Here is a 13,498-nt window from a genome sequence, read left to right on the forward strand (position 1 = left end):
GCGGTGCAGCTGAAACTCACTTTGGCCCGATTTTTGGACCGGGTGTGTTTACGTGTACCGGTCATGCACGGATTTCATAAGGCAGAACAAAGTTCATATATATGAACCAAATTCCGCTTTTCATCGCTGGTTAGCGGGTTCAAACTCTTAGCAACCGGGCAGAGAAAAGCGCGTAATCGCCGCCCGCATTGCAGATAAAAAACACAAATACGCACGAGGGAACTATGCTGAAGAAAATTGCGGCCATTGGCCTTTGCACTTTATCGATGCTTTACAGTGGCAGCGTTTTGGCGAAAGACTGGAAAGCTGTGACCGTTGGTGTCGAGGGCGCCTTTCCGCCTTTCAACCTTACAAGCCCGGGCGGAGAGCTTCAGGGCCTTGACCTCGATGTCATCAAGGAAGTTTGCAAGCGCGCCAAGCTTGAATGCAATATTGTTGCGCAGGATTGGGACAGCCAGATTCCGTCGCTGCTAGCCGGAAAATTCGACGTAGTACTGACGATGGGCCCAAACCCAGAGCGTCGCAAGGTCATCGATTTCTCCGATCCTTATGTGATTACGCCGAATACGTTCTTGGTGCCAGCTGATGGACCTTTGGCCAATCTGCCGCATACGGGTGAAAGCCTTTCCACAGATACAGATGAAGGAAAAAAGGCGATTGCTGATCTCAAAGAAGCGTTGAAAGGCAAGACAATTGGTGCGTCGCTTTCGACCAGCCAGTTGCAGTTTGTCGAACAGAACTTCGGTGATGGCGTTCAGGTCCGCACCTATAAGGGATCGGAACAGGTTAAATTGGATCTCGAATCCGGTCGTGTTGACGGTCAGTACGATAATGTGGTTTTCGCGCGTGACCGTGCTGAGAAGAGCAATGGCAGGCTGAAGATCACCGGGCCGCTTCTGGTTGGTGGCATTCAGGCAACCAATGTCTGCATCGGCCTGCGCAAGGAAGAGCCAGAACTGAAAGCCAAGCTCGACAATGCACTGGGCGAAATGCGGGCAGATGGCACGCTCGCCAAGATGTCGGAAAAGTGGTTCTCCATGAATTTGAGCCCGAAGGGCTAAGCGAACTCCGCTCTAGTCTTTTTAGGAAAGCCCCGTTTTGCGGGGCTTTTTCTGTTTTAGGTGCCGTAAAAGGTCTGCGCCATATGGCGACGCAATTATCTTAGGCGCAAAGCGTACGACCTCATTCATCCTCTATTCAAACTGTTGGATTTAAAGCATAGTCCGGCGCATATGGAGGGACCCCAGTATGGTATCTGTAGTTAAAAAGATGGTTGCATCGCTATGTCTGGGCGGTGTGATGACAATGGTTTCGCCGCTGCTCGCAACATCCGCGTCGGCGGCAGAATTGCAGCGTTGTGCAAGCGAAGGCGGTATTTGCCGGCTGCCTTACCCGGCTGAAGTGGTCTATGGGACAGGCGGACGCAACACCTCTCGCTTTATCGATCGTCCGGAAGTGCCGTGCTCGAACCGCGTCTTTAACGATCCAGCACCGGGCAAGAAGAAGAGCTGCTCTTTCGTTGTCCGTGACCGTTACGACCGCCCCGGTCGTCCGGATCGTCCCGACCGTTATGATCGGGATCGCGATTGGCGGCCTTGCGCGAAGGAAGGCGGATATTGCGACTTCTACGGGCGCAAACGGGTTCGCTATGGCGCGAAAGGTCGCTTTATCGAACGGACTTTCCGTGACGGAGTCGATTGCGACAATTATTCGTTCGGAGATCCGGCACCGGGCAAAGGAAAAGCCTGCTACGTGCTGGATTAAGTTCAAGCATTATCTGACCCGAAGGCAGCCGTTTCAAGCTGCCTTCGTGAAGCGCGTCTTTAATGCGCGGTCACAAGGCTATGAATGATCGAAAACATCGTGCGGGCGCCATCGGCTGCGGCAAGGATGGCTTGCTGCATTGGCCCTGCCGCGCAATCACCCGCGGCATAGATACCCTTCATTGAAGTCTCGTTCATTTCGTTGCGCCACAGGCCGCCATCCTCGCGCATAGTCAGCGCCAGATCTGCCACGATGCGGGTCTGACTTTGAAGCGGCCTTATCCACAGTGACTGGATGCCTTCCCGGCGACCGTCCTTGAGCATTGCGCCGCCGATGGTGTGACCATCACCGCTAAGAACCTGTTTGATTGGCGTCGTTACCAGGTTGATTCCGGCGCGCGATAAATCGGTCAATTTGTCGGCTGGAAGATCAGCGCCGTTGGTCAATATAGTCAGACGCCCCGCCCAGTTTTTGAAAAACGGTGCATGATCCAGCATGGCGGCGTTCTCGGCAAGTACACCCCAATGCTCGCCGCGATGTTCGAAACCATCGCAGAATGGACAATGATGAACACCTCGTCCCCAGTTCTCCGCTAAGCCTTCAATCGCCGGGAGCTGATCCGACAGGCCAAGGGCCAGGAGAATTTTGGACGCAGAAACAATGTCTCCATCGACCAATTCTACTGAGTAGCCCCCATCTGTTGGCCAGATCGCCTGGGCAAGACCGTCGCGATAGGTCACTGTGTCATAACGCGATAGCTCTTCACGCGACACCTTCCGAAATTCTTGTGGCAGAATTCCATCCCGTGACAGGTAACTGTGCATGGCGGGCGCTTTTCGATTTCGGGGCTCTCCGCCATCGATGACGAGCACTTTGCGCAGAGCGCGTCCTGCGATCAAGGCTGCGGAAAGCCCCGCAGGGCCACCGCCAATGATGATGGTCTCGTAATTTTGCATGATTGTTTATCCGGTCATTTGATAGCTGTTGACGATGACGCGCCAGAGCAGTCTGCACGAACCTCCTCGACAGGACATCAAGCGGGTTAAAATCGACATGACACAACTTAAGTTACATGAAATGCTCGAGTCAATAGTCATGTAACTTATAGTGTGTCAAATTGCTTTCTGACACGAAATGTTCGATAAACAGGGCAGTCCTATCAGGCAGATATAAAGAGTGAACGCATATGAGGCAGGATAGTCGGCTCTCTCGCATGTTGCATGTTTTGATCCACATGGATCATCATGATGGCGCGATGACGTCTGAAGAAATTGCAGCGATGCTGGATACCAATTCGGTGGTGATCCGACGCACGATGGCAGGGTTACGTAAAGAGGGCTATGTGCATTCAGAGAAGGGGCACGGAGGCGGCTGGACACTGGCGCGGCCACTCGACCAGCTGACACTTTTGGACATTTACCGCGCGGTCGGGGAACCTTCTATTTTCGCTGTCGGCCCCGCCTATGACATGCCCGGTTGCGTTATAGAACAAGCGGTTAATAAAAAGCTTGAAAGTGTCTTCAAGGAAGCAGAGCAACTGCTTTTGAGCCGATTGCAGGGTGTGACCCTTGCGGATATTGCGCAGAATTTTTCTGCGGGCATGGCAGCGAACGGCCATGCAGCTAAAACAAAAAAGACATTTGATTAATGGCGCAACGGAACATCAGTTGCTGGGTCGGTAATTGCTCCCACGCGGAGCAGATTCTTACACTTTGATGACCATGACGAAACCACAATGTGGCCATCGCCGCGCCTCGAAAATCGATTCGATGTGCATCGGTTGCCAAACTTAATGCTCCCAAAATGGCATTCAGCCTCGGTTCATGATCACAGCGGTAACGCTTCTGTGAAGTTGCCGCAATTTGCCTCTATTTGCATTCCAGCATGTGCGGAATCGGAAGCAGGCCCTTTGCTTATCAGTTCTGCCTTCGAGAAGGAGAAGGATATATGTCTATTCGTTCCAAGCTTCGCACTACTGTTGCGATCCCAGTGATATCGGTCTGTGTTCTGGCGCAGCCATCTTTCGCGGATAGGCTGTCGCAGTCCTATCAAGTGGCTCAGGAAAACAGCGAGGAGCAAGCGCCGCAGGAACAGCCCGTTGAACAGCCACAGGCAGAAGGCGAGCGTCCTTCTGAGGAAGGTCAGGGGCATCGTCAGGCTGAGGAGCAGAAGCATGCTGAACGTGAGGAAGTGCAGCGCCAGGAAATAGAAAAGCAGCAAGCGGAAAAGGCGGAGGCTGCCAGGCAGGCTGAAGAACGCAAGGCGGCTGAAGCGGAAATGCAGCGTCAGGCGGCTGAACAGAAAAAGGCCGAACAAGAAGCTGCCGCACAGCAGAGGGCGGCAGAACAGGCGCAGCGTAAAGTTGAGCAGGAAGCAGCGGAACGCCAGGCTGAGAAACAGAAGCAGGAGAAGGCTGCTGCCGACGAGGCTGAAAAGCAGGCTGTCGAGCAAAAGAAGGCGGCAGAGCAAGAGACGCAGCGCCAAGCCCAAGAGAAGAAGCCTGCATCGGAAGAGAGCGCGCCGAAAGGCGAAGCTGAACCAGAACAACAGGTTCCTGCCCATAAAAAGCCAACAGCGAAGACGCCGGATGCAAACGGTGCATCGGAAGAGACCACGAAGGAGCCTGCGGAACGGCCAAAGAAGAGGCCCGCTCCTGCCGACGATGCACAGGCGCAAAAGCCATCGCCACAGCCGGAATCTGCACCTGTTCCGGTGCAACCGACCGAACCGCAGACTGGTGAAGTCACTCCCGTTCAACCTGCGGAACAGCCAGCTGTCAAAGAACAGCATGGAAAGAAGAAGCGCGACCCGTCGCCGGTAGAACAGCAACCAGCGGAACAACCAGAGGAGGCTGAGAAGAAGCCAGAGCCTGTTCCTGCAATCGTGGACGAGCGTTCCGCGGCAGAAAAGGAAGCCATCGCGAAAGATCCGTCGAAGACGGACGAAACGGTGGTTCTTCCGGTCGAGAACGGTGCTGCGATTCTCGACAGCGACAAGGATGCCGATAATAACGGTGGCAATCAGGCTCGCGAGGAACGTCGCAAGCAGCGTGGACAACAGCGCGAAGCCGAAGCCTCAGCGCCGCCCCCCGCAGACGACGCATCTGCTCAGGTTGCTATTCCTGCAGAAATCAAAGCCGATCTTCCCAAGAAGATTGAAGCCAATCTGAAGGAAAAGGGAAAGCGCGTCGATGAGGCACCCGCTTTCGTTGTCCCGGAAACCACAAACATTGTGAACAACACCGTTGTTAACAACACGGTCGTCAATAACACGACAGTCAACAATGTGACGAACAACGTCAGCAATGTGAAAGTGCTTGAAGAAATCGACAACCGCGTTGTTATGAATGTGGGAGATCGAATTTTTGTGCGCGGCGATGACCGCCCACGTCTGCGCCGCAACGCTGAAGAAGCCTATTATGATGAGCTTCCGCGCGGCCGCACGCGCGAAACGATTGTGCGTCCCGGCGGCTATCGCGTGGTTACTGTCTATGATCGCTATGGTGATGTTGTGCAACGTTCCCGTATTGATCGCGACGGCAACGAATATCTCATGGTCTACGCACCCGACTATGAAGATACACCCCGTGCAGCTATTGCCGATGTCGGCTACGAGCTACCGCCGATGCGTCTCACAATTCCTGTCAGCGATTATATCATTGACGTCACAGACGACCGCGATCGCGACTTCTATGACTTCCTGGCCATGCCTCCGGTAGAGCGGGTTGAACGCGTGTATACGATTGACGAGGTGCGTCATTCGGCACGTCTGCGCGATAAGGTGCGCCGCATTGATCTGGACACCATCCACTTTGCCACCGGGAGCGCGGAAGTCTCGCTTTCACAGGCCAAGACGCTGCGCAAAGTGGCTGATGCCATGCAGAAGGTTCTTTCCAAGGACCCGGGTGAAACCTTCTTCATCGAAGGCCACACGGATGCTGTCGGCTCTGATCGATCGAACCTCGTTCTTTCCGACAAGCGCGCAGAGTCAGTCGCAAGCCTGCTAACGGAAGTCTATGATATTCCTGCCGAAAATCTCGTCACGCAGGGCTATGGTGAGCGCTTTCTGAAGATCAAGACCGACGGGCCAGAGCAGGAAAACCGCCGTGTTACCATTCGCCGAGTGACACCGCTGGTCAGGCCGGTGGCGCAGCGCTAACGCCTGCGCATTTTAAAACTCTCAGGCCGCAACCACTGCGGCCTGAGAGACAAACGCTTAATCTCCGAGCACCTGTTTGTCGTCGCCATCCCTGGAGCGGACAAGCTCTTCCTTGATCTGTCGGAGAACATGCGCGGAGCGGTTACGGTCTGCATAGGCAACCATGTTTGCCAGAATGTCGATTGTGGCCAGATAGGCGTAGCGGGTGGATGTGGGACGGAAGATATTTTTGCCTTCGTCCAGATCAATTGCAATCAATACATCGGAAGCCTGTGCGACAGGCGAATTGCTCTGCGTTATCGCAATGGTGGGAATGGCCCGGGCGCGCAGCAAATTCATGCAATTCACCAGCTCGCGATCTCGCCCTGTAATGGATGAACCGATGACAACCGTTCCCGGCTGCGCAGCAGCTGACAGCATGTGGTTCATGCTGTGGTCCGTCGATGCATTGATGCGACAACCGAGGCGGAACAACCGGTTGTGGAGTTCATTGGCAATCATGGCCGAGTTGCCCGTCGCGCCGAAGGCCTGAATAAACTCGGCCCCACGGATCAGGTGGGCGGCACGTTCTATTGCGGCGAGATCGAGTTGCCGGTGTAACTGGAAGAGCGCATTTTGCGCCTTGGTTATAATGTCTTCGGCGACTTCTTCCACCGAGCTGGTCTCGGTTTCCGGCATCAGATAGCGCAATCCGACATAGGTTATCTTTGCCAGTTGCACCTTGAAGTCGGAATAGCCCTGACAGCCTATCCGTCGGCAAAACCGTGTTACGGTTGGCGGAGAAACGCCTGCCTTCTCCGCCAGTTCACCAATCGAGGAATTCACGACAAAATCGACATTTTCCAGCACCACGGCTGCGAGCTTTTTTTCGAGACCGGAAAGTTTGCCTTCCTTGTCCGACAATGCGTGAATGACGTCCATTGGAACTCCGGTCGAGAAGGAAACGCACTTTGAAAGCGCTTTCCATATCTATACTGATGAAAAATAATTACATGACTATGGAAATTTTCCACGTTCTGATCAATGGTTATCTCTCACACGAGGTTAATCAAGAAAATAATATACACCGCCTAAAACAATCGCGCACCGTACCCGAAGAGGCAATCCATGACGTTCCCTTGGCCAGAAGCAGGCACGCCTGTTGAAAATATCCCGACCCCAATGCCCATCATCGATGAAGACCGTATGGCCTCGAATATTGCCCGCGCGCAGGCTTATTTCGACCAGCACGGGAAGGCTTTTCGTCCGCATATCAAGACGCACAAGATACCTTCCATCGCAAGGCTACAGCTTGAAGCGGGCGCCAAAGGCATCAATTGCCAGAAGATCACCGAGGCGGAGGTTTTTGCCGAGGCCGGTTTCGATGACATTTTGATAACCTACAATATTCTCGGAGCTGCAAAGCTCGCGCGGTTGAAAGTGCTCAATGCGAAAATCGGCGCTTTAAAAGTGACTGTCGATAGTGAAGTCACGATCAAGGGACTTGCTGAAACCTTTGATGCCGAGCGACCACTGGCGGTGCTAGTGGAATGCGACACAGGCGGCAAGCGATGCGGTGTCCAGACGCCGGATGCCGTTGTGGCATTGGCTGAAGTGATCTCCGCCAAGCCCGGTCTTCGTTTTGCAGGCATCCTGACTTACCCGGCGGCGGGAGGCGCGGCGCAAGTCGAAAATTTCATCGTCGAGACGATCGAAAAGCTGGCCGCGAAAGGAATAGATTGCCCGATCCGGTCGAATGGCGGCTCGCCGGACCTCTATTCCGCGCATCTCGTACCGTCAGCGACAGAACACCGCGCTGGCACCTATGTCTATAACGACCGCAGCATGGTTAGGGCAGGGCACTGCACCAATGAGAATCTTGCCATGCATATTCTTGCAACTGTAGTTTCCAGACCCGCGCCGGGCAGGGCCGTGCTGGATTGCGGTTCCAAAGCTCTGACATCGGACCTGCTTGGTTTTGTTGACCATGGTGTTATCGAAGGCTTTGAGGGCGCGCGGATTGTTTCCCTTTCGGAAGAGCACGGAGTGGTCGATCTGATGGATTGTAAACAAGATTTCGCGCCGGTGGGGGCTGTTGTTCGGGTCATCCCCAATCACACGTGCGTCGTCAGCAACCTGTTCGATCGCATTGTTTTTCATCGTGACGGTGTGGTGACTCGTGTTGAAGATGTTGCCGCACGTGGGACCGTTTGGTGAACTGTGCGCCAATGGTGGCGTGAAATGACGGCCTAACGCTGAAAAAAGTGCGCGGAAAACATGAAAAAGGAGCCGAATTTTTCGGCTCCTTTTTCATCTGATAAGTAAATTCATATCACATGAAGCATTGAGAGCCGCCTTAAAGGCATTGAATGAGCATGCATTTTCCGCTCATCATCGCGGTGGGTCCGTCGCCGCTTCATGAAAATCAATTTCATAAAGTTTCACCTTAACGCCGACGGCGCAGTTCAGTGCGCGATATTCTGTTGACACGGACAATATTCGACGCATTATCAAGAAAATAAATTACAATAATAATCAAAGGGCGAACACGAGGCGGAGACCACCATCATATCCCGATTTCAATCGTTGCGTCGGCATTGTCGCCAGTCTGCGTGAACTGTTTTGCGTACAGGACGTGAGCGACAAACCTGAAACGAGCGCGCGCACGGGCGTCGAGTTTTCCGCGCGAACAGATGCCGACACGACTTTTGATCAAGCCGTACACCTGGAACCATATCATGCGCATATTCACGGCCTCGATGGCTACGGAAACAAATACATTTTCACCCGTTCCAACGGATATGGATGCGTTTAAGGCAGCCTTTTATGCCAAGCCCGGCGAACACCCGGAAACACCGACCTTGTGTTCATCCGTTGTGCCGATTTTGCGCCGTCGCGGCAAAGCGGAGGGCTTTACCGTTGTCGAAGGCACCTCGTGCTGGGCCGAGCCAGCGGGTCTCATTCAACGCCAGACCTATGAGACATTGCGCGATACCATACTGGCTGAACTGAAGGCCGCGCTCCCCTTGAATGCGGTTGTTCTCGGACTGCATGGCGCGATGGTGGCGCAGGGCTATGATGATCCGGAAGGGGACTTTCTGGAAAAAGTACGCGCAATTGTCGGCCCTGATGTTCTGATCGCGGCGGAATTTGATCCCCACAGTCACCTGACTGCAAAACGTGTGGCCAATCTCGACGTCATGGCAACGTTTCTGGAGTTCCCGCATACGGATTTCGAAGAGCGCGGAGAACATGTCGTTGATCTGGCTCTCCGGACTCTGCGTGGGGAAATCAAGCCTGTCATTTCGACCTTCGATTGCCGCATGATCACCATTTATCCCACCAATCGCGAGCCAATGCGGTCTTATGTGGATCGCCTTGTGGCCCTGCAGGGCAAGAATGGCATCCTTTCCATTTCCGTAATCCATGGTTTCATGGCTGGCGACACGCCCGACATGGGGACACGGATTATCGTGGTCACCGATAATGACAAAGCCAAAGGCGACGAGCTTGCGCGTCAACTGGGCCATGAACTGTACCGTATGCGAAAGCTTACGGCCATGGAGATGCTTGATACGGAAGCCGGACTGGATCGCGTTCTGGAACGTCGCGCCAGTGACCCATCGCGTCCCGTTGTTGTCTCCGATATCTGGGACAATCCGGGCGGGGGCGTGGCTGGCGACGCCACCTATATTCTGCGCCGCATGTTGGAGCGCAAGCTCGACAATTTCGCGGTAGCCACCATCTGGGATCCTGTCGCGGTGGCTTTCTGTCATGCGGCAGGCGAGGGGGCTGAGCTCGAAATCCGTGTCGGTGGAAAGTCGTCATGGCAAGGCGGCGAGCCGCTCGATCTGCGTGTGACCATCGAGAAGGTCGTGGACGCAGGCTGGCAAAGCTTTCGCAACAGCCGGGTCAATCTGGGACGTGTCGCGGTAATCCGTCCTGTCGGAACACAGATCGATATCATTCTGATTACCAGCCGCTCACAGACCTATGAGCCGGACATCTTCTCCAATCTGGGGATCGATTTTGCGCGAAAGGATTTCCTTGTCGTCAAATCGACCAACCACTTTCAGGCCGGTTTCCAGCCTGTCGCCTCGGAGATTGTCTATATAGCGGCTCCAACTTCGTACCCGACCAATCCAGCGGTCACACCATATCGGAAAGCAAGTCTGGAACTCTGGCCACGGGTCGCCGACCCGCTCGGGCTGGACTAACCACAGCGAACACTCAGTCGGTTCGATTACATAAAAGGGGAGTAACCATGAAAAAACGTTTTCTGCTGGGGGCTACTGCAGCACTTCTATGTTCAAGCGTGATGGCTTTCGCGCAATCGTCGGATGGCGTTCTGACCATCGCAACCATCGGCGAGCCGCCAACACTGGATGCGATGCAGACCCCAACCGATATTGTCCTGACGATTGACCAGCATATTTTTGAGACGCTTTATACCTATGATGAACAGTGGAAGTCGGTTCCGTTGCTCGCTGCTGGCATGCCGGAAATCTCCGAAGATGGTTTGACTTACAAGATTTCGCTGAGAGAAGGGGTGAAGTTCCACGATGGCAGCGATTTTGACTCCAAGGACGTCGTCGCATCCTTGAAGCGATGGATGGAAATCAATTCCAAGGGCAAGCAGGTTGCTGGCATCGTAGAAAGCCTGAGCGAAGATGGCGACCATGCGGTCATCATCAAACTCAAGTCGCGCTATGCGCCATTGCTGGCGACGTTATCGCAGGCATCGATCATCATTCCATCCGAGACCATCGCCGACACGCTGACGCAGTTCGTCGGCACCGGCCCCTATGCGCTCAAGGAGCGCAAGCCCGATCAGTATACGCAGCTCGTGCGCTTTGACGATTATAAGTCTCCCAAAGGCGAGCCGAGCAATTATGCGGGTAAGCGCGAGGCCATTGCCAAGGAACTGCGCTTTGTGCCCGTTCCCGATGCCAACACCCGCGTTGAGGGCCTGATTTCGGGTCAGTTTGATTTCGCAGACTCGCTTCCCGTCAGCGCCTATGAGCGTGTTGAAGCAAGCGGTAAGGCCAAACCAGTCATCTTCAAGAATTCGGGCTGGGCCTCCATGAATATCAACATGAAGGAAGGCGCGCTCGTCAAAAAGGAACTGCGTCAAGCAGTTCAGGCTGCACTCAATGCATCCGACATGATGCTCGCAGCTTTTTCCGATGACCGTTTTTACAGCGTCGATGGCTCCATATTCCCCGAAGGATCGTTCTGGCACACTGAAGCCGGCGTGGCCCGCTATGGCGAAGGCGACCCTGAAACAGCTGCCAAGCTCCTGAAGGATGCCGGATATGACGGGACGCCGATCCGGCTCTTGACCAGCCGCCAATATGAGTTCCATTACAAGATCGGTGAGGTGGCGAAAGCCTATCTTGAAGCGGCAGGCTTCAAGGTTGATATGCAGGTTGTCGACTGGGCTACGCTGACGACGCGTCGCGCCGATCCGAAGGAATGGGATATCTTCATCACCCATTCGAATTTCCCGGGAGATCCGACGACGATTAACACCATCACCGATACATATCCGGGCTGGTATGTGTCGGACCAGAAAGCCAAAGCCGTCGCGACCTATATGGATGCGACGACCGATGAAGCCAAGCAGAAGGCGTGGGAAGGCATCCAGACCGTCATCTATGATGACGCACCGCTCTATAAGGTCGGCAATTTCAATGCGGTTTCCGGTGTTGCGGACGGGGTTGCCGGTTACACGCCAACCTACTGGCCGCATTTCTGGAATGTAGCCCCGAAGAAGTGAGGCAGACCATGTCGAGGATCGCCCGGGCACTGTTGCACCGCTTGATAGGCATGGCCGTTGTGCTTGCCCTTGTCGTGACAGTTGTATTCGTCATTGTCCGGGTTACGCCGGGCGATCCCGCTGCCGTCATGCTGGGGTCTGACGCGACCCCGCAGGACATTGCAGATTTGAGAGCACGGATGGGGCTGGATGCGCCCCTTCTGGTGCAATACGGCCAGTTCGTGCTGGGCATTTTCCAAGGCGATCTTGGTCAGTCCATCTTTCTCAACCAGCCGGTGACGAAAGCCCTTGCTTCGCGTGCGGAGCCGACATTCTTTCTCACGCTGTTCTCCATATTGATCGCGGTGCTGATCGCCTTGCCGGTCGGGGTTTTCTCAGCCGTGAAACGAGGAACCTTCTTCGATCAGACTGTGGTCGTGCTGACCATGGTAGCTGCAAGCGTGCCAAGTTTCTGGTTGGGCTTGCTCCTTATCCAGATTTTCGCGGTTCAATATGGCTGGTTCCCGGCATCCGGTTATGGTGGCCCCGACACTAGCTTTCTGGAACGATTGCACCATCTGATCTTGCCTGCCGTGGCGCTTGGCGTGGTCAATTCCGCACTCATCACCCGCTTTACCCGGGCAGCCATGCTTGATGTGCTGGGGGATGACTATGTGCGGACGGCACGCGCAAAGGGCGCCACCGAAGGCCGCGTGATCCTGAAGCATGCCTTCAAGAATGCGCTTGTGCCCATTATCACCGTCATTGGACTTTCCATCGCGATGCTGGTCGCGGGTGCCGTCGTAACGGAGACGGTATTCGGTCTGCCGGGCATTGGAAATCTGGTGGTGTCGGCGGTGCTCCGCCGCGACTATCCGGTGATCCAAGGAACGCTGTTGGTCGTGGCCGCTATCTATGTACTGATCAATTTTGTGGTCGATATGCTCTATATTCTCGTAGATCCGAGGGTACGCCTGTGACGCTCGCTTCTTTCTCCATGCCCTTTGCGTCGGGCTTTCGACGTCTGTTCGGCAATCGGGCGATCTTGCTCGGTGCGCTGATCCTGCTCGCCGTGGTGCTGGCAGCTATTCTCGCACCTTGGGTTGCGCCTTATGCTCCGAACAAACTTTCTATCGTGAACAAGCTTCAGGGCCCTTCCTGGAAGCATATTTTCGGCACTGATGAATTCGGACGCGATATTTTCTCGCGCGCGATCTTTGCGGGACGCGTTTCGCTGCTCGTCAGTCTTGGCGTGGTTGTAATCTCGACCGTTCTGGGCGTCATACTCGGCGTAACGGCCGGATATTTCCGCAAGCTGGATACGCCTATCTCCAGACTGCTCGACGCGATGATGTCCTTCCCGGATATTCTGCTTGCGATTGCGCTTGTTGCAGCACTTGGCCCTTCGCTCATGACCGTCATCATTGCCCTTGGGATCACCTATGCGCCACGCCTTGCGCGTATCGTCCGCGGCTCGACATTGGTGATCCGCGAGATGCCCTATATCGAGGCGGCAATTTCGCTGGGACTTCCCACCTGGCAAATATTGTTGCGTCACGTGCTGCTTAATCTGGCCTCGCCCATTCTGGTACAGGCAACATTCGTCTTCGCATCTGCAATGCTGGCAGAGGCAAGCCTGTCGTTCTTAGGCGTTGGCGTTTCGGCGGATATGCCGACCTGGGGAACCATGTTGGCATCGGGACGGGAATATATGAACAACGCGCCTTGGCTCATGCTGTTTCCCGGCCTTGCCATCGTCTTCTCCGTCCTCTCGCTGCAACTTGTCGGCGATGGCCTGCGCGATCTGGTTGATCCGCGTCTCGCGAAGGAAAGCTGACC

The 13,498-nt window shown here is 54.7% G+C and carries 11 protein-coding genes; 9 read left to right on the plus strand and 2 right to left on the minus strand.

Annotated features, from left to right (window positions below; all coding sequences use genetic code 11):
• Positions 1-224: 224 nt before the first annotated feature.
• Both D8666_RS11020 and D8666_RS11025 read left to right on the plus strand, forming a co-directional pair.
• Positions 225-1,061 carry a transporter substrate-binding domain-containing protein gene (locus D8666_RS11020; protein WP_109366015.1) on the plus strand — a complete coding sequence of 279 codons (837 nt, stop codon included), beginning with the start codon at positions 225-227 and terminating at the stop codon, positions 1,059-1,061.
• 187 nt (positions 1,062-1,248) lie between these two features.
• A complete protein-coding gene (locus D8666_RS11025; protein ID WP_121537854.1) occupies positions 1,249-1,764 on the plus strand; it encodes a hypothetical protein in 516 nt (171 codons plus the stop codon).
• Positions 1,765-1,823: 59 nt separating this feature from the next.
• Here the strand turns inward: D8666_RS11025 and D8666_RS11030 are convergent, their stop codons facing one another.
• Positions 1,824-2,720, minus strand: coding sequence for an NAD(P)/FAD-dependent oxidoreductase (locus D8666_RS11030; RefSeq protein WP_109366013.1), 897 nt, complete (start codon positions 2,718-2,720; stop codon positions 1,824-1,826).
• Positions 2,721-2,950: 230 nt separating this feature from the next.
• On the opposite strand from D8666_RS11030, the gene D8666_RS11035 reads away from it, so the two are divergent.
• Positions 2,951-3,412, plus strand: a complete 462-nt coding sequence (locus D8666_RS11035) for an RrF2 family transcriptional regulator (protein WP_109366012.1) — start codon at positions 2,951-2,953, stop codon at positions 3,410-3,412.
• Between the two features lie 299 nt (positions 3,413-3,711).
• Positions 3,712-5,922, plus strand: a complete 2,211-nt coding sequence (locus D8666_RS11040; protein WP_121537856.1) for an OmpA family protein — start codon at positions 3,712-3,714, stop codon at positions 5,920-5,922.
• A gap of 57 nt (positions 5,923-5,979) precedes the next feature.
• Here the strand turns inward: D8666_RS11040 and D8666_RS11045 are convergent, their stop codons facing one another.
• Positions 5,980-6,843 (minus strand): MurR/RpiR family transcriptional regulator, encoded by an 864-nt coding sequence (locus D8666_RS11045; protein WP_109366010.1) that lies wholly within the window; start codon positions 6,841-6,843, stop codon positions 5,980-5,982.
• Positions 6,844-7,029: 186 nt separating this feature from the next.
• Between D8666_RS11045 and D8666_RS11050 the strand changes: the two genes are divergently transcribed.
• The 5 genes from D8666_RS11050 to D8666_RS11070 all read left to right on the plus strand — a co-directional run bounded on the left by D8666_RS11050 (position 7,030) and on the right by D8666_RS11070 (position 13,496).
• On the plus strand, positions 7,030-8,118 hold the full coding sequence (locus D8666_RS11050; RefSeq protein ID WP_121537858.1) for a D-TA family PLP-dependent enzyme: 1,089 nt from the start codon (positions 7,030-7,032) through the stop codon (positions 8,116-8,118).
• Positions 8,119-8,639: 521 nt separating this feature from the next.
• Complete coding sequence (locus tag D8666_RS11055; RefSeq protein ID WP_121537859.1) at positions 8,640-10,118, plus strand: M81 family metallopeptidase; 1,479 nt, start codon at positions 8,640-8,642, stop codon at positions 10,116-10,118.
• Positions 10,119-10,165: 47 nt separating this feature from the next.
• Positions 10,166-11,680, plus strand: a complete 1,515-nt coding sequence (locus D8666_RS11060; protein ID WP_121537861.1) for an ABC transporter substrate-binding protein — start codon at positions 10,166-10,168, stop codon at positions 11,678-11,680.
• 8 nt (positions 11,681-11,688) lie between these two features.
• The gene (locus tag D8666_RS11065; protein WP_371830807.1) at positions 11,689-12,639 is read left to right on the plus strand and encodes an ABC transporter permease; all 951 of its coding nucleotides are present in this window, start codon (positions 11,689-11,691) and stop codon (positions 12,637-12,639) included.
• Positions 12,636-13,496 (plus strand): ABC transporter permease, encoded by an 861-nt coding sequence (locus D8666_RS11070; RefSeq protein ID WP_371830808.1) that lies wholly within the window; start codon positions 12,636-12,638, stop codon positions 13,494-13,496. Before D8666_RS11065 ends, D8666_RS11070 begins: the two co-directional genes overlap by 4 nt.
• The last annotated feature ends 2 nt before the right edge of the window (positions 13,497-13,498 follow it).

Source organism: Ochrobactrum soli (genome assembly GCF_003664555.1).
In the GTDB taxonomy this organism is placed as follows: domain Bacteria; phylum Pseudomonadota; class Alphaproteobacteria; order Rhizobiales; family Rhizobiaceae; genus Brucella; species Brucella teleogrylli.

Bases quoted from the DNA above. Each gene is read 5' to 3' on its own strand.
- D8666_RS11035 (WP_109366012.1), top strand. From the start codon at position 2,951: ATGAGGCAGGATAGTCGGCTCTCTCGCATGTTGCATGTTTTGATCCAC.
- D8666_RS11065 (WP_371830807.1), top strand. From the start codon at position 11,689: ATGTCGAGGATCGCCCGGGCACTGTTGCACCGCTTGATAGGCATGGCC.
- D8666_RS11055 (WP_121537859.1), top strand. From the start codon at position 8,640: ATGCGCATATTCACGGCCTCGATGGCTACGGAAACAAATACATTTTCA.
- D8666_RS11020 (WP_109366015.1), top strand. From the start codon at position 225: ATGCTGAAGAAAATTGCGGCCATTGGCCTTTGCACTTTATCGATGCTT.
- D8666_RS11030 (WP_109366013.1), bottom strand. From the start codon at position 2,720: ATGCAAAATTACGAGACCATCATCATTGGCGGTGGCCCTGCGGGGCTT.
- D8666_RS11040 (WP_121537856.1), top strand. From the start codon at position 3,712: ATGTCTATTCGTTCCAAGCTTCGCACTACTGTTGCGATCCCAGTGATA.
- D8666_RS11025 (WP_121537854.1), top strand. From the start codon at position 1,249: ATGGTATCTGTAGTTAAAAAGATGGTTGCATCGCTATGTCTGGGCGGT.
- D8666_RS11050 (WP_121537858.1), top strand. From the start codon at position 7,030: ATGACGTTCCCTTGGCCAGAAGCAGGCACGCCTGTTGAAAATATCCCG.
- D8666_RS11060 (WP_121537861.1), top strand. From the start codon at position 10,166: ATGAAAAAACGTTTTCTGCTGGGGGCTACTGCAGCACTTCTATGTTCA.
- D8666_RS11045 (WP_109366010.1), bottom strand. From the start codon at position 6,843: ATGGACGTCATTCACGCATTGTCGGACAAGGAAGGCAAACTTTCCGGT.